This window comes from Pseudomonas sp. S1_E05, from assembly GCF_056337105.1.
Genome location: NZ_JBFRHM010000001.1, coordinates 3,579,531 through 3,598,424, shown reverse-complemented (window position 1 = coordinate 3,598,424; position 18,894 = coordinate 3,579,531). Strand labels below are relative to the sequence as shown.

Here is an 18,894-nt window from a genome sequence, read left to right as displayed (position 1 = left end):
TCAGCGTGAATGATCTTTGGCGTCCAAAAGCAGGAGAGCACTGGCCTTTTTTAGGATTTCGATATCCAGGTCTTTCTCTCTGAGCAGAGCTTTGAGTCTCTGGATTTCTCGTTGATCAGCGGTAATCGCCTTGGCCCCCACCGGAGTCGAGCCCAAGCGCTCTTTTTGCACTTGATCAACCCAACGGCGCAGGGCTGTGGGGCCGATATCCAGGCTGGCACAGACTTCGGTAACCGGCTGACCTTCATCCAACACCATGCTGGCAGCCTTGAGCTTGAACTCACTCGAATAGGATTTACGCATATCCAAACACCTCAGATTTGGGCGCTATCATAGCGCCCGATTGAAGTGTCCAAAATCATTAGGCCAGTTCAACTTGCTCGCGATGAGGCCTGCAAGCTCACCCACAAACTAAGGCTGGAAAGCCCCAATAAAAATCGCCGGATCCACCCGCGCATCATTCAGGCTGACATTCCAGTGCATGTGCGGCCCGGTCGCTCGCCCGGTAGCCCCGACCTTGCCCACCACGCCACCGCGAGCCAGCTGTTGGCCGACCTTCACGTCGATTTTCGACATGTGGCAGAACATGCTGATGAAGCCCTGGCCATGGTCGACGAACACGGTGTTGCCGTTGAAGAAGTAATTGCCGATCAGGATCACCTTGCCAGCGGCCGGGGTTTTGATCGGTGTGCCGGCGGGCACCGCGAAATCCAGGCCCGAGTGCGGATTGCGCTCTTCGCCGTTGAAGAAGCGGCGCACGCCGAACTTGCTCGACAGCGGGCCGTTGACCGGCTTGTCCAGCAGCAGGTTGCTCGGTGTGTTCGGGCTGAAGGTGCGATAGGCGGCAATCTGTTCGGCCAGTTCGCGCTCGATGCGCTTGAGGTTGCTCTGGTCCGGATTGACCTGCTGAGTGTTCTTCAGGGTGATGCGTTGTTCCGGGTACTTCTTGCTGCCAACGCTGAAGTTGAGGGTGCGACCGCCGCTGCTGATGGACTGCACGCCCGGCTTGACCGTCAATGGCACACCGACGATGGCGCGCCAGTTGTCCTGCTCCTTGACCACCAGGACCGGTTTGCCCTGATAACTGGCGGTTGGTGTCTGCGCAGCGGTGCCCAGATCGATCACGGCCACGCCGCCCGGCACCGGTTTGTTCAACAGGCGGGTGATGTAGCTGTCGGCATGGGCGTTGAAGGTCAGGCACAGCAAGAGCAGCGAAGCTAAAAAGCGCGGCATGGATCAGTCCAGTAAAGAAAGGGTGACGGGCGTCAGGTGATTGTCTTCGACCCGCACTTGCAGTTCGCCTTCGCCGAGTTTGGCTTTCAGGCGCTGGCCGTTGTGGGTTTGCGCGGCGTTGCGGATGGCATTGCCGCGCTCGTCCAGCAGAATGCTGTAGCCACGGCCCAAGGTCGCCAACGGGCTGACCACGTGTAGCGTCTGCATCTGCGCGTGCAGTTGTTGACGGCGATCCTTGAGCCCTTCGCGCATGGCCCGAGGCAAACGTTCGGCGAGGCTGTCCAGGCGTTGGCGCAGCATCGCCAGCTGGCGTCCTGGGTGTTGCCCGGCGAGGCGGGTTTCCAGGCGCATCAGCCGTTCGCGACGGGTATTGAGGCTGCGCTCGAAGGCGCGGCGCATGCGCATGTCCAGATCATCCAGGCGCTGAGCCTGCTGGCGAAGGCGTTCGCCAGGGTGGCGCAGGCGGCGGGAAACGCCTTCGAGGCGCAAGCGCTCACGCATCAAGCGGTCGCGCATGCGCATCACCAGCCGGCGATGCAGGCTTTCGACCTGACGCACCAGATGGCTGGAGTCCGGGGCGAGCAGCTCGGCGGCAGCCGACGGCGTCGGGGCGCGAACGTCGGCGACGAAGTCGCTGATGGACACATCGGTTTCATGGCCGACGGCACTGACAATCGGCGTCACGCAGGCATCCACGGCGCGGGCCACGGCTTCTTCGTTGAAGCACCAAAGGTCTTCCAGCGAGCCGCCGCCACGGGCCAGGATCAAGGCATCGAAACCACGGGCGTCCGCCAGCTTCAGCGCGCGGACGATCTGCGCGGTGGCTTCGCGGCCTTGCACGGCGGTGGGGATCAGCGTCAATTGCACCTGCGGCGCGCGGCGGCGGAATACGCTGATGATGTCGCGGATCACCGCGCCAGTGGGCGAGCTGATGATGCCGATGCGTTGCGGATGCGCGGGCAGTGGCACCTTGCGCTCGGCACTGAACAGGCCTTCGGCGCTGAGCTTTTCTTTCAGGGCATCGAAAGCCATGCGCAGCGCGCCGTCACCGGCCGGTTCCACGGTGTCGAGGATCAACTGATAATCGCCACGGCCTTCGAACAGCGAAACCTTGCCGCGCACCTTCACCGCCAGACCATCCTTCAACGCCTGGCGCACGCGCTGTGCGTTCTGGCGGAACAATGCGCAACGCACCTGGGCGCCGCTGTCCTTGAGGGTGAAGTACACGTGCCCGGACGCCGGGCGGGCGAGGTTGGAGATTTCGCCTTCGACCCAGATATTGCTGAACACATCTTCCAGCAACACCCGCGCGCGGCCATTGAGCTGGCTGACGGTAAGGATTTCCCGGTCCAGGCCGAGTCTTGCAAAGGGATCTTTAATCATGGGCGCAGTTTAAAGGCTTCGCTGATCCGAGGCTAACGCAAATCCTGTAGGAGACAAGCTCGCTCCTACAGGATTCGGTGAACAGGTAAAGTAGGTGCCGAACTCAAGGATGACACCCAATGAATGTATTCGAACTGTTGCAGCAATGGCCCTTTGGCCTCACGGATTGGCTGGTGATCGGCCTCGGCATTGCCCTGGCCTACATCGTGTTCGGCATCGCTGGTTTTGGCACCGCGCTGGTGGCAGGGCCGATTCTGATTCTGTTCATGCCGTTGTCCAAGATCGTGCCGTTGCTGGTGCTGCTGGATTTCATCGCGGCATTCGGCAACTTGCTGCCTTCGCGCAGGGATGTGGCACGGCCCGAGTTGCTGCGGCTGCTGCCTTGCATGGCGATCGGGTGCACGCTGGGGGTAATTTTCCTGCTGAACCTGCATTCTGATGTGTTGCTGCTGTTGATGGGGCTGTTCATCAGTGCCTACGCCATTTACAGCCTGTGGGTCAAAGCCCGCCCGGCCGAGCTCTCGGCCGCTTGGGCGGTGCCGATGGGCACGATCGGCGGGATGTTTGGTGCGCTGTTCGGCAGTGGAGGGTTTCTCTACGCGATCTACCTCAACAGCCGCCTGTCGAAAGAAGCCGCGCGGGCCACCCAGAGTGCGCTGATCAGTTGCAGCACCGTGGTTCGGCTGAGTCTGTTTGTCGTCGCGGGGGTGTATGCCGAGCTACGCTTGTTGGTGTTGGCGGTGTGCTTGCTGCCGGCCATGGCGCTGGGCTTGTGGATCGGGCGGCGGCTGACCATGCGCCTGTCCCGCGAGGCGTTCGTGCGGCTGGTGACCTGGTTGGTGCTGGCCAGCGGGATTGCCTTGATCGGGCGGTACCTGAGCACTTGACCTCTGGGTGTCAGGGATTAAGCTGCCGGCCTTTAGGGCCTCATCGCGGGCAAGCCCGCTCCCACAGGTTTTGTGAACGCCGCTGAACCCTGTGGGAGCGGGCTTGCCCGCGATGGCGTCAGTCCGAACACTGCAAATGCGCCAGGCCCACCCCATGAACTCCCAAAGCATCATCGTCCCGAAAATCTCCACCTTGCCGGTTCACGAGCCCCGGGCTCGGGCAATCGTGCGCTGGCTGGTGCGTAAGAACATCATCCACGAAGAGTTGACCACCTGTGGGCGTACCGGCAACCGCATGGGGCACGCCATTGCCGAGGGGGCCCGCGCCGTGGTGCTGCACCCCGAGGCGCTTCCGTTTGGCGAGCCGGTCAATGGCCTGGAGATCGTCACCAAACGCTGCATTTACACGCCGGCCAAGGGGTTCCTGGGGGAGGCGGGCTGCGCCGAGTGCCGCCAGGAAGTCGGCGAGGCGCTGTTCGAAAGCCTGGAAGACTGGATGCCGGGGCGCACCGATAACTTCACCTGCCCCGAATGCGGTCATGAAGACGACATCAATGGCTTTCTGTTCCTGCAGGAATGCGGGTTTTCCAACCTGGGTTTCATCTTCAACAACTGGGCCGAGGCCGGGTTCAAGCAAAGCTTTCTCGACGAGTTTGCCGACTGGCTGGACCAGCCTGTCAGTTGCGTCAAGGTCGAGCTCTAAACAGGCACTTTGGGCCGGGAAAAGCTCCGTCGATCACCACATCGAATATAGACAGAGTTTTACATTGAACAGGGCAGGGTGTCTGACTATAATGGCGCGCTTCCATTTTCCCGCTCGGGAGCCCCCGCGATGCTGCGTATCAGCCAAGAAGCTCTGACATTCGACGACATTCTCCTAGTGCCCGGTTATTCCGAGGTGCTTCCTAACGAAGTCAGTCTGAAGACCCGCCTTACCCGTGGCATCGAGTTGAACATTCCTCTGGTTTCTGCCGCCATGGACACCGTTACTGAAGCCCGTCTGGCAATCGCCATGGCTCAGGAAGGTGGCATCGGCATTATCCACAAGAACATGACCATCGAGCAGCAAGCTGCTGAAGTGCGCAAGGTCAAGAAGTTCGAAGCCGGCGTGGTCAAGGACCCGATCACCATCGAGGCAGATGCCACGGTACGTGACCTGTTCGAATTGACCCGCCTGCACAATATTTCCGGCGTACCGGTCCTGCACGATGGCGACCTGGTCGGCATCGTCACTTCCCGTGACGTGCGTTTCGAAAGCCGCCTGGACGTCAGCGTCCGTGAAGTGATGACGCCGAAAGAGCGCCTCGTCACGGTCAAGGAAGGCGCCAACAAGAACGACGTTCGCGAGCTGCTGCACAAGCACCGCATCGAACGCGTCCTGATCGTCGACGACAAGTTCGCCCTCAAGGGCATGATGACCGTCAACGACATCGAAAAAGCCAAGGCTTACCCGCTGGCCAGCAAGGACGATCAAGGTCGCCTGCGCGTAGGCGCTGCCGTCGGTACCGGTAAAGACACCGGTGACCGCGTTGCCGCCCTGGTCAATGCCGGTGTGGACGTGGTGGTGGTCGACACCGCCCACGGTCACTCCAAAGGCGTGATCGACCGCGTTCGCTGGGTCAAGCAGAACTTCCCTGACGTGCAGGTCATTGGCGGCAACATCGCCACCGGCGCCGCCGCCAAGGCCCTGGCCGAAGCCGGCGCTGATGCGGTCAAGGTCGGTATCGGCCCTGGTTCGATCTGCACCACCCGTATCGTCGCCGGGGTCGGCGTCCCGCAAATCAGTGCCATCGCCAACGTTGCCGCTGCCCTTGAAGGCACTGGTGTTCCGTTGATCGCCGACGGCGGCATCCGTTTCTCCGGTGACCTCTCCAAGGCCATCGTTGCCGGTGCCTCCTGCGTGATGATGGGCTCGATGTTCGCCGGTACCGAAGAAGCACCGGGCGAGATCGAACTGTTCCAGGGCCGTTCGTACAAGGCTTACCGTGGCATGGGTTCGCTGGGCGCCATGTCCCAGGCTCAAGGCTCCTCCGACCGTTACTTCCAGGACTCCTCGGCCGGCGCCGAGAAACTGGTTCCGGAAGGCATCGAAGGCCGTGTGCCTTACAAGGGCACCCTGAGCGCGATCATCCACCAGTTGATGGGCGGCTTGCGTTCCTCGATGGGCTACACCGGCAGCGCCGACATCGAGCAGATGCGCACCATCCCTGAATTCGTGCGGATCACCGGCGCAGGCATGGCCGAGTCGCACGTACACGACGTACAGATCACCAAGGAAGCGCCAAACTACCGGGTCGGCTGACGCCTCCAGCTAGAAGCCACAAGTTACAAGCTGCAAGCGGTGCTGTGTTTGTGCAGCCACCGCGCAGCCTCCGATTACTTGCAGCTTGCAGCTTGAAGCTTGCAACTGCTTTGAGAGTTTTTTTCCATGGCCCTCGATATTCACGCTCACCGCATCCTGATCCTCGACTTCGGTTCCCAATACACCCAACTGATCGCCCGCCGCGTGCGTGAAATCGGCGTGTACTGCGAACTGCATCCGTTCGACATGGACGACGAAGCGATCCGCGAATTCGCGCCAAAGGGGATCATCCTCGCGGGCGGCCCGGAATCGGTACACGTGGCCGATAGCCCACGCGCACCACAGGCCGTCTGGGACCTGGGCGTACCGGTTTTCGGCATCTGCTACGGGATGCAGACCATGGCCGAGCAACTGGGCGGCAAGGTTGAAGGTTCCGAGCTGCGTGAGTTCGGTTACGCCCGTGTCGACGTGGTCGGCAAGAGCCGCCTGCTGGATGGCATCGAAGACCACATCGACGCCGACGGCCTGTTTGGCCTCGACGTGTGGATGAGCCACGGCGACAAGGTCACCAAAATGCCTGGCGACTTCCACATCCTCGCCAGCACCCCAAGCTGCCCGATCGCCGGCATGTTCAGCGACGCGCGCGGCTACTATGGCGTGCAATTCCACCCGGAAGTGACTCACACCAAGCAGGGCGGTCGCATCCTGTCGCGCTTCGTCCTCGACATCTGCGGCTGCGAAGCCCTGTGGACCCCGTCGAAAATCGCAGAAGACGCCATCGCCCAGGTGCGCGCTCAAGTGGGCACCGACAACGTGCTGCTGGGCCTGTCCGGCGGTGTCGACTCCTCGGTCGTTGCTGCATTGCTGCACAAGGCCATCGGCGACCAGTTGACCTGCGTGTTCGTCGACAACGGCCTGCTGCGCCTGCACGAAGGCGAGCAAGTGATGGCCATGTTCGCCGAGAACATGGGCGTCAAGGTCATCCGCGCCAACGCCGAAGACCAGTTCCTGAACAACCTGGCCGGCGAAGCCGACCCGGAGAAGAAGCGCAAGATCATCGGCCGTACCTTCATCGATGTGTTTGATGCCGAATCCTGCAAGCTGGACAACATCAAGTACCTGGCCCAGGGCACCATCTACCCGGACGTGATCGAGTCGGCTGGCGCGAAAAGCGGCAAGGCCCACGTGATCAAGTCGCACCACAACGTGGGTGGCTTGCCGGAAGAAATGAACCTGAAACTGGTCGAGCCCCTGCGCGAACTGTTCAAGGACGAAGTGCGTCGTCTGGGGCTGGAACTGGGCCTGCCGTACGACATGGTCTACCGCCACCCATTCCCGGGCCCGGGCCTGGGCGTGCGTATCCTGGGTGAAGTGAAGAAGGAGTACGCCGACCTGCTGCGTCGCGCCGACCACATCTTCATCGAAGAACTGCGCAAGGCCGATTGGTACCACAAGGTCAGCCAGGCCTTCGTGGTGTTCCAGCCCGTGAAATCGGTAGGCGTGGTCGGCGACGGCCGCCGTTACGCCTGGGTCGTGGCCCTGCGTGCGGTGGAAACCATCGACTTCATGACCGCGCGTTGGGCACACCTGCCTTACGAACTGCTGGAAACCGTCAGTGGCCGTATCATCAACGAAATCGAAGGCATCTCGCGCGTGACGTACGACGTGTCGAGCAAGCCGCCGGCGACGATTGAGTGGGAATAACCCGCAGCGCTGCATGAAAGAACCGGCTCCGGCCGGTTTTTTCATGCCCGCGTAAAGTGCGACTACTTGCGCAGCAGCGGCATGCTATGAGCGGTCTACCGGCGACCTTCGCACACGGGTGATTCGCCAATGCGGCCTTCTTTGCACAGGTCAATGTTATCTGTGCGCGAGAACCCGGCGTCCTTCATGCAATAGAACCGCGTGAGTACCTGGTCAATCGGCGTCTTGTCTCCCGTCCCCACCAGGTTGGTATAACCACAGGCGGTCATGGCGCTCTTGACGCCGTCTTGCGAGACTCCGCTTTTTTTCCAACTGGTAAATTCCGGCGGCGGCGGTTGAAAGCCCCGGCCCGTGCAGCCAACCAGTAACACTGTGCAAAAACTTATCAACAGCTTCCTTGTGAACATGGCGTTCTTCCCTGAAGGATCAGTGTGGCATCGGCCGACGGGTCAATCCCTGTCGGCGTGTCTATTTCAAACAGTGGGCGTTGGGTGGCTGATGGGATCATCGCTGATCACGGATGTACTCGAGGAAAGCTCGCACGGCTGCACTGGGGTGTCGCCGGCTCGGGTAGTACAGGTACCAGCTCGGTAGCGTCTGCTGCCAGTCGTTGAGCAATTCGACCAGCCTGCCTTGTTCGATGTCTTCACGCACATAATCCTCGAACAGGTGAGCGATTCCCGACCCGGCCAGCGCGGCCTGGCGTTCCTGATGCGCTGAACCCAGCGTCAGCCGGCCCTCGGGGGCGATTTCCACTTTGTCGTCATCCTTCTCGAATTTCCACGTCACCAGGGTACCGCCGGGGAAACGGCGACGGATGCAGTCGTGTTGCAGCAGATCTTGCGGAACCTGCGGCTGACCGCGCTGCTGGAGATAATCGGGCGCGGCCACGATTGCATAGCGCAGGGCCGGGCCCAGGGGCACGGCGATCATGTCCTGAGCGAGCTGGTTGCCAAAGCGCACGCCGGCATCAAAACCTTGTTCCACGATATCGATGATCGCGGCATCGCTGACGATCTCAATGTTGACCTCGGGATAGAGCTTCATGAACTCAAAGGCCAGGGGACACAGCACGTGATCGGCCGCCGGCCCCGGCGCATTGATGCGCACGGTGCCGGAGGGGCGGTCGCGAAGCTGATTGAGGTCGTCCAACGCCGCTCTTATTTCGTGTAAAGCGGGCCCCAGTCGCTGCAGAAGTTGCTCGCCCGCTTGGGTCAGCGCGACGCTGCGTGTGGTTCGGTTCAGCAGCCGGATGCCCAGCGCTTCTTCGAGGGCGCTGATCGATTGGCTGATGGCGGATGACGAAACACCCCTGCCCAGCGCTGCGGCTCTAAAACCACCCGAGCGAACGACGTCCTCAAGGATCTCCAGGCTGTCCAGGCGTAATGGCGGCATTGTTAAGGCCTGCTTATCAAGTTGATCGGTTTTGATCAGCTTATCTGTGCAGTCGATGTGTGTCACTTATAGGCAAACGGCAAGCGGGCGCAAACGTGTCCCGTGCATGAAGACACAACAGGAGACTGACGGATGAGTGAACAACAGCAGCCCGGCCTTAATCGGCGCGGCTTTATGGGGGCCATGGGCGCAGGCGCCACACTACTGGCGGCAACCCACTTGTTTCCCGCCGAGGCTCACGCTCAGGCGCCAGCGGGTTCGCCGGTAGCGGCGGCCGCCACACCTGTGCGGACCCGCACGATTGCGCGAACCCAGCAGACGCTGACTTCGCTTGGCCTGGGCACGTTCCTGACGTTTGACGCTCGCCCGGGTGGCGACCGCAGCCATCTACGCGAGGTCTTCCGGCGCTATGTCGCGGGCGGTGGTCGAGTGGTCGACACGTCGCCCCTCTACGGTTCGGCGGAAGTCTCGGTGGGGGCGTTTCTGGCCAGCACACCACAGGCCTCCGAGATCTTCATGGCCAACAAGATCTGGTCGACCGGCGAATACCTCGGCGACGAAAGCCATGCAGTGGCAAGTTTCGAGCAGTCGAGGCTGCGTGTCTGGCGCGATACGATCGACCTCATGCAGTGCCATACCCTCATCAATGCACCGGTAATCGTCCCGCTCATGCAGGCGTGGAAGAAAGAGGGTCGCATTCGCTACGTTGGTGTCACCCACCACGAAGCCGGGGCGCAGGATCAGCTTGCCCAACTGGTTGAGGGAGGCGGTGTCGATTTCGTCCAGACGAACTATTCGATCTTCGACCGCAGCGCCGAGCGGCGCCTGCTGCCAGCCGCCGCAGCCCATGGCGTCGGCGTCTTCATCAATCTTCCGCTCGAGAAGGCGCGCCTGATGAAGGTGGTGGAAGGGCGTCCGCTGCCTGCCTTCGCCCGGGAGTTCGAAGCCGCGACCTGGGCGCAGTTTTTCCTCAAGTGGGTCATGGCCCATCCGGCGGTCACGACGGTATTGTGTGGCACATCAAATCCTGATCATGCCGAAGATAACGTGCAGGCCATGTACGGCCCCTTGCCGGACGAGGCGATGCGCCGGCGCATGGTGCAGCACATGGAGACTATTCCAGGTTTTTCGCAAATAGGCCGGATGCCCTGGTACCCGGGCAAGGATGACCAATACCAGGGACTGATCCGTGGGGCCCAGGCCAATGCGCGCGCTCGTAGCTCGACGTGAGCCCATCGCTGGCCTCACTTGACCCGCTGGAATTCGATCTGGATTGCAGTGCCCTCCGGGCGTCGAAAGTGTTCGGTCATGCGATCGCCATTCACCACCAGTGTGAGCTGCTCGCGGGTACGGGTGCTGCCGACCCAGTTGGGAAACGTCGCCGCTTGGACGTGATTGCCGCTGAACTGACCTTCTTCATCGACGGTATAGGTGCCGAAGAAGCCGATACTGCCTGACATCGCCCTGCGGTTCTCCTCATCGGTTCCTTCGCCCCGGGCATCGGAGGCAAAGCGCGGGGTGCTGGCATCGGTCAGCACTTCGATGAAATGCATGTCCGCGGTGAACACGAGAAGACCGTTGGGCCTCTCGCCATACGCAGGGATATTACGGCCACCGGGATCGATCGTTGCCGAAACCACTCTCCAGGTTCCAACCACCTGGTTTTTTGCTGCTGTCTGCGCGAATGCGGGGAGAGCCGGGAGACAGATGACGAGTGCGAAGATGGCTGAACGGATGAGCATGAGCAGGTCCCTGGTCAGTTCGTTGTGGGTAGTGCTCCTCACGTTAAATCAGTTCGAAGGGTGGTATAAGACGGCCAATACGAGTTGAGCTGGTGAGGATATTTCACGAATGCCCCGTCCAAGCCTGAATGATTTGGCGGCATTTGCTGCCGTAGCGAGCCACCGCAGCTTTCGCAAGGCGGCGGACGCGATGGGCGTGTCACGCTCGGCACTCAGCCACGCCGTGATCGGGCTGGAGGAAAAACTGGGCATACGGTTGCTCAATCGTACGACGCGCAGCGTGTCGCTGACCCCGGCGGGATCGCAGCTGCTCGCACGACTCGAGCCGGTGCTCCAGGACCTCGATCAGGCTTTGGATACGCTGTCTGACGCCCGCGGAACGCCCAGTGGCCAGTTACGGATCAATGCGAACAAGAGTGGGGCGCGTATCCTGTTGCGGGATGTCGTGCCCCGTTTTCTGGACCTGTACCCTGAGGTTGAACTCGACCTTGTCTCGCAAGGCCAGCTAGTCGACATCGTGGAGCAAGGTTTTGATGCCGGCGTTCGCCTTCTCGAGACCGTCCCTCAAGACATGATTGCCGTCAGCTTCGGCGGCGACGTGCGTTTCATCGCCGTCGCTGCTCCCGCCTATCTGCAAGACCGTGGCATTCCCGAAACGCCCGACGATCTCCAGGCGCATTCCTGCCTACGCCAACGTCTGCCGGGTGGAAGGCGCTATCGGTGGGAGTTTTCCCGACGCGGCGCGCACGTGACGGTCGATGTGCCCGGCAACCTCACGCTTGATGACAACGATCTGCTGGTGGAAGCGGCGGCGGCCGGACGCGGCATCGCCTACGTGCCGGAACACTTTGCGCAACCTGCGCTGAAGGCGGGGCGACTGGTGACGGTTCTGGCGAACTGGTGCCCGCCGATACCTGGGCTGGCGCTTTACTACCCGCGCAATCGGCACATGCCATCACCGTTGCGTGCGTTCATCGACCTCTTGAAAGAGGCCGATGAACAGCGATGAATGCGCCGTCTGCCGTCGTCTTTGGGTGACTCGAAATGCTCAGTGCACCGCCGCTGCCGCAGCCGGGCCCTGCTGACTCTGCCCCCGCACCGCCAACACCACCACCAACATCCCCAGGCCACAGACCGCCGCCGAGATGATGAAGGCCACGTTGTAGCCGCCGCCGTACTGGACGACCAGCCCGGTCAGCGTGGGCGCGATGATGCCGGCCAGGTTGGCCAGCAGGTGGACGAAGCCACCGGTGCCGCCGACGCGGTTTTTCGGCACGATGTCCTGAATCAGGGCCCAGCAGATTTGCGGGGTCACGAACAGGAACACGCTGGAAATGGTGATGCACGCCACGGCCATGCTCAGCGAGGTCACCTGGGTGGTGATCAGCACGCAGGTGGCGGCGACGCCAAGGCCCAGGATGAGCATGATTTTACGGGCAAGGATGACGTTGTTGAGCTTCTTGGTCAGTGCATCGGTGAGGAAGCCGCCGCCGAGGAAGCCCACCGCCGCACCGAGCCACGGGATCACGCCGATGATGCTCATGCTCTTGATGTCCAGGTGCTGGTAGTCCATCAGGTAGCTGGGCAGCCAGGTCAGGAAGAAATACAGCACGTAGTTGAAGCAGAAGAACGCGGTCGCGACGGCCAGTACCGGTATGGAAAAAATGTAGCTGAACAGGCTGCGGCCTTCTTCGACGTTCTCCACCAACACTTCTTCGCGCCCGGCACGGATCAGTTCACGTTCGGCCTGGGAGACACTCGCGTGCTGGTCCGGGGTGTCCTTGAAGATCATCAGCCAGGCCAGTAGCCACAACGCGCCCAGCACGGCGATGACCACGAAGGAAATGCGCCAGCCGAAGTTGAACGCCACCAGCCCGACCACGGGACCAGCCAGAGCTGCGCCCAGCGGTTGCCCGCAGTTGGTGAAGCCCAGGGCGCGTCCGGCTTCCTGGCGTGGGAACCAGTTGGTGATGGCCTTGTTGGTCGTGGTGCCCATCGGCCCCTCGCCCATGCCAAACAACACGCGGAAGATCAGCAGCTGCAGGTAACCGGTGATGACGGCGGTCAGGCCGCAGAACACCGACCAACTGCCGGCGGCCCAGGCGAACACCTTTTTCGGCCCGTACTTGTCCGCCGCCCAGCCGCCGATGAAGCACAGCGCGCAGTAGCCGAAGAAAAACGAGCTGAAGATGAAGCCCATTTGCGCATCGTCGATGTGCAATTCGGTCTTGAGCAGTGGCGCGACGACCGAGAGGGCCGCGCGGTCGAGGTAGTTGAGCATGCCGGCGAAAAACAGCAGGCCGGCAATGTTCCAGCGGTAATAGCCTTTCATTCTTTTATGGCCTTTATTATTGACAGAAAACAGGGATGGCTCAGCCGATCAACGTACGTTCCAGGCAGTAGTCTTCGATCACTTGCAGGTCCGGGTCGAAGCCCAGGCCGGGGGCGGTTGGCAGTTGCATGTACGGCTTGAAGGCAAGGGCAGGGTAGAGCAGGCGTTCGAACTCGATGAAGGGCACTTCCACCGCCACATTCGGCGGCAGCAACGTGCACAGATGTGCCACGGCCAAAAGGCCTGGGCCGAAGTAGAAGCAGTGCGGCACGACTTTCACGCCATGCTGTTCAGCGAGGGCAAATACCTGAAGCATGGCGCCGATGCCACCGATTTTCGCCACGCTGGGCTGCACCACATCGATGGCTTGTTGTTCAAGCAAGGTCTTGATGCCCTGTACTCCGGCCGCATTCTCGCCCGCGGACAACGGCACGCCTTGTTGACGCACCTGTGCCAGTCCGGCGACGTCATCGGGCGGCCAGACCGGTTCTTCCAGCCAGGTCAATTCCAGGGTTTTCAGGCGTTCGGCGATTTCGCTCGCTTCGGTAACCGACCATGGGCAATTCACGTCCACCATCAACTCGCCCGCAGAGACAGGCAGTGCCCTGCGAGCGGCGGCAATCGCGTCGACGTGGGTCTCGTGCAGTTTGATCTTGCGAAAGCCCAGATCGCGGGCGCGGCTGACCTGGCGATAGACCTCGTCGGGATCGTTGCCGTAGCTGACCAGGCTGGCATACAGCTCCAACGTACGCGCCGTGCCGCCCAGCAGTTCATGCAGCGGAACGCCGGCCTCCTGGGCCGCGAGGTCCCACAGGGCGATGTCGATACCGGAGAGGGCGTAGACCATGGCACCGCTCGAGCCGAAACCATGCACGGCGCGGCGGACCTTTTCCATCGTCTGCTCGCGATGCTCCAGCGAAGTGCCGATGAACATCGGGCCGACCACGGCCGTCAACGCCTGGAACGTCACCGGATTGGAGCCGTGTCCGAACGCTTCACCCCAGCCTACCAGCCCGGTGTCCGTGGTGACTTTGAGCATCAGGCTTTGCATGCGCTGATGGCTGGGCGAGGCGGCATTGAAGGCGTCGTCGTCCTTGGCCTGGCCGTGGTTTTGCCGCTGGCTGGCGCCCGTACTGAACGGGATGCTGATGCGGATAACTTCGATACTGCGAATGATCAAAAGTCGCTCCTTGCCCATTTTATTAAAATTGTGGGTCTGTCATGAAGCACAGGTACGTCATCGTACAACATAGAAAATGACAGTGAAACATTTTGTGACATCGCATTTTGCCTGCAGCGGGAGGCTCTAGCACGGGGCAGGGGGCTTTGGTGTAGGAGCGAGCATGCTCGCGATGGCCGTCCAGACACCGCTGGCATCCAGACAACCAGCGTCATCGTTCACCACCATCGCGAGCATGCTCGCTCCTACAGAGGGGGAGATCTGTGCGGCATCCGTGCGTTGCGGATCAGCTCGCTTCGGTCAGTTTCAGTTCTTCCAAAGCCCTGCGCAGTGCTCCCATGCTGGAGAAGCGTTTTTCATGCAGTGCCAGCCACGCCGGGCGTTGAATATAAAAATGCCCGGACTCATACCAGATAGGCGTTTTCACGATCACGCCATCACGCCCACGGTGTACGAGAAAAACGCGGTCCGGTCTGCGTTGGAGGGTGTACATGCCGGGGCGGCTCAGTAACTGTTCGAGCTCCTCGTCCGTTCGGCTCAGCCACGGCGTTTCCATCTGTAATCGGAGATCGCTTTTCACCGTCCCCTCCGGCTTGCCCGTGATATCGAAATAGGTTCTGCCAGGATCAGGTCCAAAGCCGTGCGACTGGCCCTTGCCCACATCTTCGATGCGCAGCCCCAGCGCATTCTCCAATTCACTGACCCCAGGCACACCTTCAAATGTACTGGCGTGGGAGTTCCCCACTAGCGACACCCATTTGCCTGGCCCGCGAGTCATCAGGTCGGCGTCGATGACGGTCTGGGCGTAGAAATTCATCATCGCCTGGCGTGTGGTCTTTTGCAGGCCCTGCATGCCGTTCAGCCGGTAACTGGCCATGCAGTCGATGGCCTGGACCCGGACGCCGTAGCGGGTGGCTTCCCTCACCAGTTCGAGGAAGTTGAAGGTGAGTGACGGATCGGTCATGTGGCCCGTATTCAGGCTCTGCAGGTACATTTCAAGGTCCCTGGGCATGACGCCGCTCCTGGCAAAACTGTCCAGTGACGCCTGGTGAAAGTCAGTGAGCAAATGCTCCATGTAGAGGGTTTTCACACCCTTGCGGGCCATCAGTTCCATATTTTCGATCAGCCACTGCTTGCTGCCGATGTCGGCATGACTCTCACCAATGACCAGGCCGTCGTAATGCACCAGCCACCACTCGATGAACGATTCGGCATTCCAGGCGGGATCGATCGGCGGCAGCGGTGGTCGCTTGGCCAGGACCAGGTCGGCGAAAAACGCTTTGGTCGCCTCAAACAAGCGTCGACGTGAAGCCTGGAAGACCGACAGTGAGGAGCCTTCTTCGTCAAGTTCAGCAAAAACATCCCCCAGCAGTCTCCCGTCTGGGTTGTTGACGGCGTTCTTGAGACTCCCGCGAAGCTCCCGTGGAATCTCGTAGGGTGAGGTAAACAGCGGATTATCGGGCAGCTCGATATCCGGATTCGGCACCTGGCCCGTACCTCCGGCAGCCGGCAGCGGCTTGATGTGCGGCTCTGCAGCCAGGGGATCGATGCGCACATGCGCTTGGGTCAGGCCTTCGTCTCCCAGCGCCAGGGCCAGTTCATTGAGGCTGGCATAGCGACGTCCGCTGACCAGCCTCCACCGTGGACGTATCAGGAAATATCCACCGGCATCGCGCTGCAACGGTGTGCGCACCAGAGTCCCGTCACTGCTGCGGTGGATCAGGGTTGCATTGTCTTCAATCATGAACATGCCACTTCTGGGCAAGGCTTTCTCGACCGTCTTGAACGTGACAATGGGTGTGTTGGCTTCCACTTGCAGGCGCAGGTCGCCCTTGAGCAGGTCGATAGCGCGATCCAGCTCATCGAGCACTTCTCTTCCTGGATCGACGGTCAACCCGGTAGCGCCGGTGGGCACGTCTTCAATGCGCAACGAGACGGCGCCCCTCAGCTTGCCGATGCCCGCGACGTTGTAAAGGCTACCGGCGCGATCGTCATCCACCAGCGCCACCCAGCGATTGGCACCTCGTGCGGTCTGGTCGGCGCGGATGGTTTCGTCCGAAAAGTAGTTCAGCATTTTCCGGGCACTGGCGTCCGTCGTGCGCTCCATGCCTGGAAATCGCCGGCTGGCCATGCAGTCGATGGCTTGCACGCGAATGTGGTTTTTCTGCGCGGCCGTCACCAGCTCGATGTAACTGTGGGGACCGGCCGGATCGGTGCCCATCTGCAGGTCCATGGCCTTCAGCGAATCTTCCAGCGTTGGGGACATTTCGCCGATCTGGTGGAACAGATCGAGGTCGGCCTGGTGGAAATCGGTCATCAGGCGATCCACGTACAACGTCCTGACCTTCTGCTTGTTCAGCACTTTGAAGTTATTGATGAGGAGGCGTCGGGCGGTGGTGCTGGCGTTCGGCTGCCCGAGCACCAGGCCAGGCCCATCCTTGAGCACGCCTTTGCTCAAGTCGGCGAAGGTGGTCGACGATTTTACGGCAGGCACTGCCGGCCGCGCGGGAAAGACGGGGTCGCGATAGAAGCTGCTCGCGTCGGCATAAAGACGACGACGCAGCGATTTGAAGTTCTGGTAAAGCCCATCGGTTTCAGGCCCGATGTCCAGTGGGAAATCATCGGTACGGGCCTCGGCCACGGGTCGCAGTTCGGCTTTTACCGATTCCGCCACGTCGTAGGGCATGGGTTCGGTGGCGATTTCCGGCAGCGGTGTGGTCGTATGCCCCCAGGGCCAGTCGCCGAAGATCTTCATGCCGCCGCGCAAGCCGGGGCGGGCGACCGGCTCCCATTTCAACGCTTCGTTCAGGCGCACCGGCACATTGCGATAAAACGAGTAGGGGTGTACCGGGTCGATGATCACCCACCCACGCATCTGCTCGACATAGCGCACCTCGTAGAAGGCATCGGCGCCGGCGCGGCGCATCAGGATGTAGGTCTTGCCGGACGGTGTCCTGAAGATTTCCTGGAATTTGGGGTTGTCGGCCTCCAGGAGAGTCGGTTCGGTGAGGGTAGTTTTGAACGAGTCGAGGAAATTCTCCGGTGCCTTGGGCAATACTTGCGTCGGTGCGATATCCTCGATCGGCGGCAGCGGAGTACGCGCCTTCGCCGCTTCAAACAGTAGCGCCTCTTCCTCTTCTATGAGCACCGAGGTCTCGGCAATTTCCGGCAGGGCGCCTTCACCCGCCAGGAACGTGGCGTTGAACAGCGTGTCGATGGCGGTGAAGATTGCCGCGGTCACTGCTGACTTGCGCGCGCCCGGTGTCTTGCCGTTGACCGCCTGATCGATCTCCAGTCCGACGTTGGCGATGCCTGCACCCACCACCGCCAGCGCGACTGGCCAGCCCACAGCGGCCATCGGACCAAACATCTTGTTAAAGGCGTTCAGGTAACCGATCCACAGTTTTTTACGCAGCTCGCCATTGGAGTGCAGCATGAACTCGGCGTCGCTGATCATGCGCGCATGGGTCGCGTACCCCAGGAACGTGAAGGCATCGCCTTCCACCGCTTCGGCCGACAGTGCGACCAACTTGTGATCATTGGTGTGCCAGGTCGTGGTCAGCAGATCGAGCACATGGGTGAGGCCGACGTTCTGGTTGTTTGGCTCACTCAGTATCTTTGCCGCGAGTGCCGCGCCCGGGTTCAGTATTTCGAGCCACTCTCGCTTTGCACTCTTGCGCGAGGAGGTGTCCTCCGTAATGTCGTGATCGGCAACCTGGAAGTGCGCCATGAAGCGCTTGCGACCGGACGGCGTCTTGATTTTCGACAGGATCCACCAGTGCACATGGCGGTCGGACTGCAAGGCATGCACGCCCCAAACTTCGCCAGGGGTGTAGATCATTTTCCTGCCATGGGCGTCGACGATGCACAGGATGTCGGTGGCGATGAAGTCGCCGACTTTCAACAGGCTGATGCGCACACCCTTGGGAGGGGGGCTTGCTCTTCGAGCATCTGGCGCGTCACAGGCCAACGGACGTTGCCGGCCACGGCGTTGACGGCCGTCCGGAAGTTATCGTCGGAAAGCCGCCCGCTTTCACGGTCCTCCATGGCCTTGGCGAGAAAAGTACATTTGGCCAACATGCGGAACGTCTTGCGGTGGTTGTACCAGAACGCCTTGATCTTTTTCCGGTACTTGTCGGCGAAGTTGAGGTCCCAGAACACCTTCAGCACATCCTTGGCGTGCAAACGTATTTCGTTGGTCTGGTCGTAATTGCCGGCGTCCGGGCCGGCGGTGTAGAAGCCGGCGTCGGAGTCGAGCAGGTCGGCGTTGTCCTGGTCGTGCACGCTGAATCGCTGGATGACCAGTTGCGGCAGGGTCATCGATTCGCGGGGGACTTCAACACGATGCTCCCAGCCGGTGAAGGTCAGCGGGCTACTTTGCGCGGCGTGAAATCGATGGAAATAAACCTGTTCGGGTTCCAGGTGGCTGAGCTGGTGTTCGGCAAGAATATCCCGGGAGATGGCGCAGGCCATTTCGTACATGTCGGGGCAGGAGGCGACGAGTGTCGGAACCAGTTGCTTGAGCGCCTCTCTGTCGGCGGAATTGGGCAGTACATCGGATTCTGGAGTGTCCACAGGCTTTCCTTGATCGTGGTGGGTTGATAACAGCCACGATCATTTCAGGCGCAAGGGTGAAGGGTCTGTCAGAAGACAGGGCAGTGCGATGTCGGAACATGGATGGTATGCGTACGAAAAAACCGCAGCGTGCGAGCGCATCATGAACCCGCGCGGGTCGA

16 protein-coding genes are annotated in these 18,894 nt (G+C 61.1%); 6 read left to right on the top strand and 10 right to left on the bottom strand.

Annotated elements, in window-relative coordinates; translation table 11 throughout:
- The 3 genes from AB4N33_RS16670 to xseA form a co-directional block, all read right to left on the bottom strand.
- Complete coding sequence (locus tag AB4N33_RS16670) at nucleotides 1–303, bottom strand: transposase (RefSeq protein WP_014717988.1); 303 nt, start codon at nucleotides 301–303, stop codon at nucleotides 1–3.
- Nucleotides 304–411: 108 nt separating this feature from the next.
- Nucleotides 412–1,233, bottom strand: a complete 822-nt coding sequence (locus AB4N33_RS16665; protein ID WP_460140185.1) for a peptidoglycan DD-metalloendopeptidase family protein — start codon at nucleotides 1,231–1,233, stop codon at nucleotides 412–414.
- A 3-nt stretch (nucleotides 1,234–1,236) separates the two neighbouring features.
- On the bottom strand, nucleotides 1,237–2,616 hold the full coding sequence (xseA, locus tag AB4N33_RS16660; protein WP_476457792.1) for an exodeoxyribonuclease VII large subunit: 1,380 nt from the start codon (nucleotides 2,614–2,616) through the stop codon (nucleotides 1,237–1,239).
- 119 nt (nucleotides 2,617–2,735) lie between these two features.
- On the opposite strand from xseA, the gene AB4N33_RS16655 reads away from it, so the two are divergent.
- From AB4N33_RS16655 to guaA, 4 genes are all read left to right on the top strand, one after another.
- A complete protein-coding gene (locus tag AB4N33_RS16655) occupies nucleotides 2,736–3,503 on the top strand; it encodes a sulfite exporter TauE/SafE family protein (protein ID WP_476457791.1) in 768 nt (255 codons plus the stop codon).
- A gap of 154 nt (nucleotides 3,504–3,657) precedes the next feature.
- Complete coding sequence (locus AB4N33_RS16650; RefSeq protein WP_460117723.1) at nucleotides 3,658–4,206, top strand: sugar ABC transporter ATPase; 549 nt, start codon at nucleotides 3,658–3,660, stop codon at nucleotides 4,204–4,206.
- A 129-nt stretch (nucleotides 4,207–4,335) separates the two neighbouring features.
- Complete coding sequence (guaB, locus tag AB4N33_RS16645) at nucleotides 4,336–5,805, top strand: IMP dehydrogenase (RefSeq protein WP_460117721.1); 1,470 nt, start codon at nucleotides 4,336–4,338, stop codon at nucleotides 5,803–5,805.
- 126 nt (nucleotides 5,806–5,931) lie between these two features.
- Nucleotides 5,932–7,509 (top strand): glutamine-hydrolyzing GMP synthase, encoded by a 1,578-nt coding sequence (gene guaA, locus AB4N33_RS16640; protein WP_476457790.1) that lies wholly within the window; start codon nucleotides 5,932–5,934, stop codon nucleotides 7,507–7,509.
- Nucleotides 7,510–7,604: 95 nt separating this feature from the next.
- On the opposite strand, the gene AB4N33_RS16635 is transcribed toward guaA, so the two are convergent.
- On the bottom strand, nucleotides 7,605–7,916 hold the full coding sequence (locus AB4N33_RS16635; protein WP_476457789.1) for a hypothetical protein: 312 nt from the start codon (nucleotides 7,914–7,916) through the stop codon (nucleotides 7,605–7,607).
- A gap of 97 nt (nucleotides 7,917–8,013) precedes the next feature.
- Entirely contained in the window at nucleotides 8,014–8,904 is an 891-nt protein-coding gene (locus tag AB4N33_RS16630; protein WP_476457788.1) for a LysR family transcriptional regulator, read from the bottom strand.
- Nucleotides 8,905–9,036: 132 nt separating this feature from the next.
- Between AB4N33_RS16630 and AB4N33_RS16625 the strand changes: the two genes are divergently transcribed.
- Nucleotides 9,037–10,134, top strand: a complete 1,098-nt coding sequence (locus AB4N33_RS16625) for an aldo/keto reductase (protein ID WP_476457787.1) — start codon at nucleotides 9,037–9,039, stop codon at nucleotides 10,132–10,134.
- A 14-nt stretch (nucleotides 10,135–10,148) separates the two neighbouring features.
- Here AB4N33_RS16625 and AB4N33_RS16620 read toward each other — a convergent pair whose 3' ends face one another.
- Nucleotides 10,149–10,646 (bottom strand): lipocalin-like domain-containing protein, encoded by a 498-nt coding sequence (locus tag AB4N33_RS16620; protein WP_460117715.1) that lies wholly within the window; start codon nucleotides 10,644–10,646, stop codon nucleotides 10,149–10,151.
- A 109-nt stretch (nucleotides 10,647–10,755) separates the two neighbouring features.
- Between AB4N33_RS16620 and AB4N33_RS16615 the strand changes: the two genes are divergently transcribed.
- Nucleotides 10,756–11,655: a LysR family transcriptional regulator gene (locus AB4N33_RS16615; RefSeq protein WP_476457786.1), complete on the top strand. Its 900-nt coding sequence runs from the start codon at nucleotides 10,756–10,758 to the stop codon at nucleotides 11,653–11,655.
- Nucleotides 11,656–11,694: 39 nt separating this feature from the next.
- On the opposite strand, the gene AB4N33_RS16610 is transcribed toward AB4N33_RS16615, so the two are convergent.
- From AB4N33_RS16610 to AB4N33_RS16595, 4 genes are all read right to left on the bottom strand, one after another.
- A complete protein-coding gene (locus AB4N33_RS16610) occupies nucleotides 11,695–12,978 on the bottom strand; it encodes an MFS transporter (protein WP_460117711.1) in 1,284 nt (427 codons plus the stop codon).
- A gap of 40 nt (nucleotides 12,979–13,018) precedes the next feature.
- Nucleotides 13,019–14,158, bottom strand: coding sequence for a mandelate racemase/muconate lactonizing enzyme family protein (locus AB4N33_RS16605; RefSeq protein WP_476457785.1), 1,140 nt, complete (start codon nucleotides 14,156–14,158; stop codon nucleotides 13,019–13,021).
- A 286-nt stretch (nucleotides 14,159–14,444) separates the two neighbouring features.
- Nucleotides 14,445–18,077, bottom strand: a complete 3,633-nt coding sequence (locus tag AB4N33_RS16600) for a membrane-targeted effector domain-containing toxin (RefSeq protein ID WP_476457784.1) — start codon at nucleotides 18,075–18,077, stop codon at nucleotides 14,445–14,447.
- Nucleotides 18,059–18,733, bottom strand: coding sequence for a dermonecrotic toxin domain-containing protein (locus tag AB4N33_RS16595; RefSeq protein WP_476457783.1), 675 nt, complete (start codon nucleotides 18,731–18,733; stop codon nucleotides 18,059–18,061). Before AB4N33_RS16595 ends, AB4N33_RS16600 begins: the two co-directional genes overlap by 19 nt.
- Nucleotides 18,734–18,894: the final 161 nt, after the last annotated feature.

Excerpts from the sequence above, each read along its gene's own strand:
- AB4N33_RS16620 (WP_460117715.1), bottom strand. The coding sequence starts at position 10,646 with ATGCTCATCCGTTCAGCCATCTTCGCACTCGTCATCTGTCTCCCGGCT.
- AB4N33_RS16625 (WP_476457787.1), top strand. The coding sequence starts at position 9,037 with ATGAGTGAACAACAGCAGCCCGGCCTTAATCGGCGCGGCTTTATGGGG.
- guaA (WP_476457790.1), top strand. The coding sequence starts at position 5,932 with ATGGCCCTCGATATTCACGCTCACCGCATCCTGATCCTCGACTTCGGT.
- AB4N33_RS16615 (WP_476457786.1), top strand. The coding sequence starts at position 10,756 with ATGCCCCGTCCAAGCCTGAATGATTTGGCGGCATTTGCTGCCGTAGCG.
- guaB (WP_460117721.1), top strand. The coding sequence starts at position 4,336 with ATGCTGCGTATCAGCCAAGAAGCTCTGACATTCGACGACATTCTCCTA.
- xseA (WP_476457792.1), bottom strand. The coding sequence starts at position 2,616 with ATGATTAAAGATCCCTTTGCAAGACTCGGCCTGGACCGGGAAATCCTT.
- AB4N33_RS16610 (WP_460117711.1), bottom strand. The coding sequence starts at position 12,978 with ATGAAAGGCTATTACCGCTGGAACATTGCCGGCCTGCTGTTTTTCGCC.
- AB4N33_RS16650 (WP_460117723.1), top strand. The coding sequence starts at position 3,658 with ATGAACTCCCAAAGCATCATCGTCCCGAAAATCTCCACCTTGCCGGTT.
- AB4N33_RS16630 (WP_476457788.1), bottom strand. The coding sequence starts at position 8,904 with ATGCCGCCATTACGCCTGGACAGCCTGGAGATCCTTGAGGACGTCGTT.
- AB4N33_RS16655 (WP_476457791.1), top strand. The coding sequence starts at position 2,736 with ATGAATGTATTCGAACTGTTGCAGCAATGGCCCTTTGGCCTCACGGAT.
- AB4N33_RS16670 (WP_014717988.1), bottom strand. The coding sequence starts at position 303 with ATGCGTAAATCCTATTCGAGTGAGTTCAAGCTCAAGGCTGCCAGCATG.
- AB4N33_RS16635 (WP_476457789.1), bottom strand. The coding sequence starts at position 7,916 with ATGTTCACAAGGAAGCTGTTGATAAGTTTTTGCACAGTGTTACTGGTT.
- AB4N33_RS16665 (WP_460140185.1), bottom strand. The coding sequence starts at position 1,233 with ATGCCGCGCTTTTTAGCTTCGCTGCTCTTGCTGTGCCTGACCTTCAAC.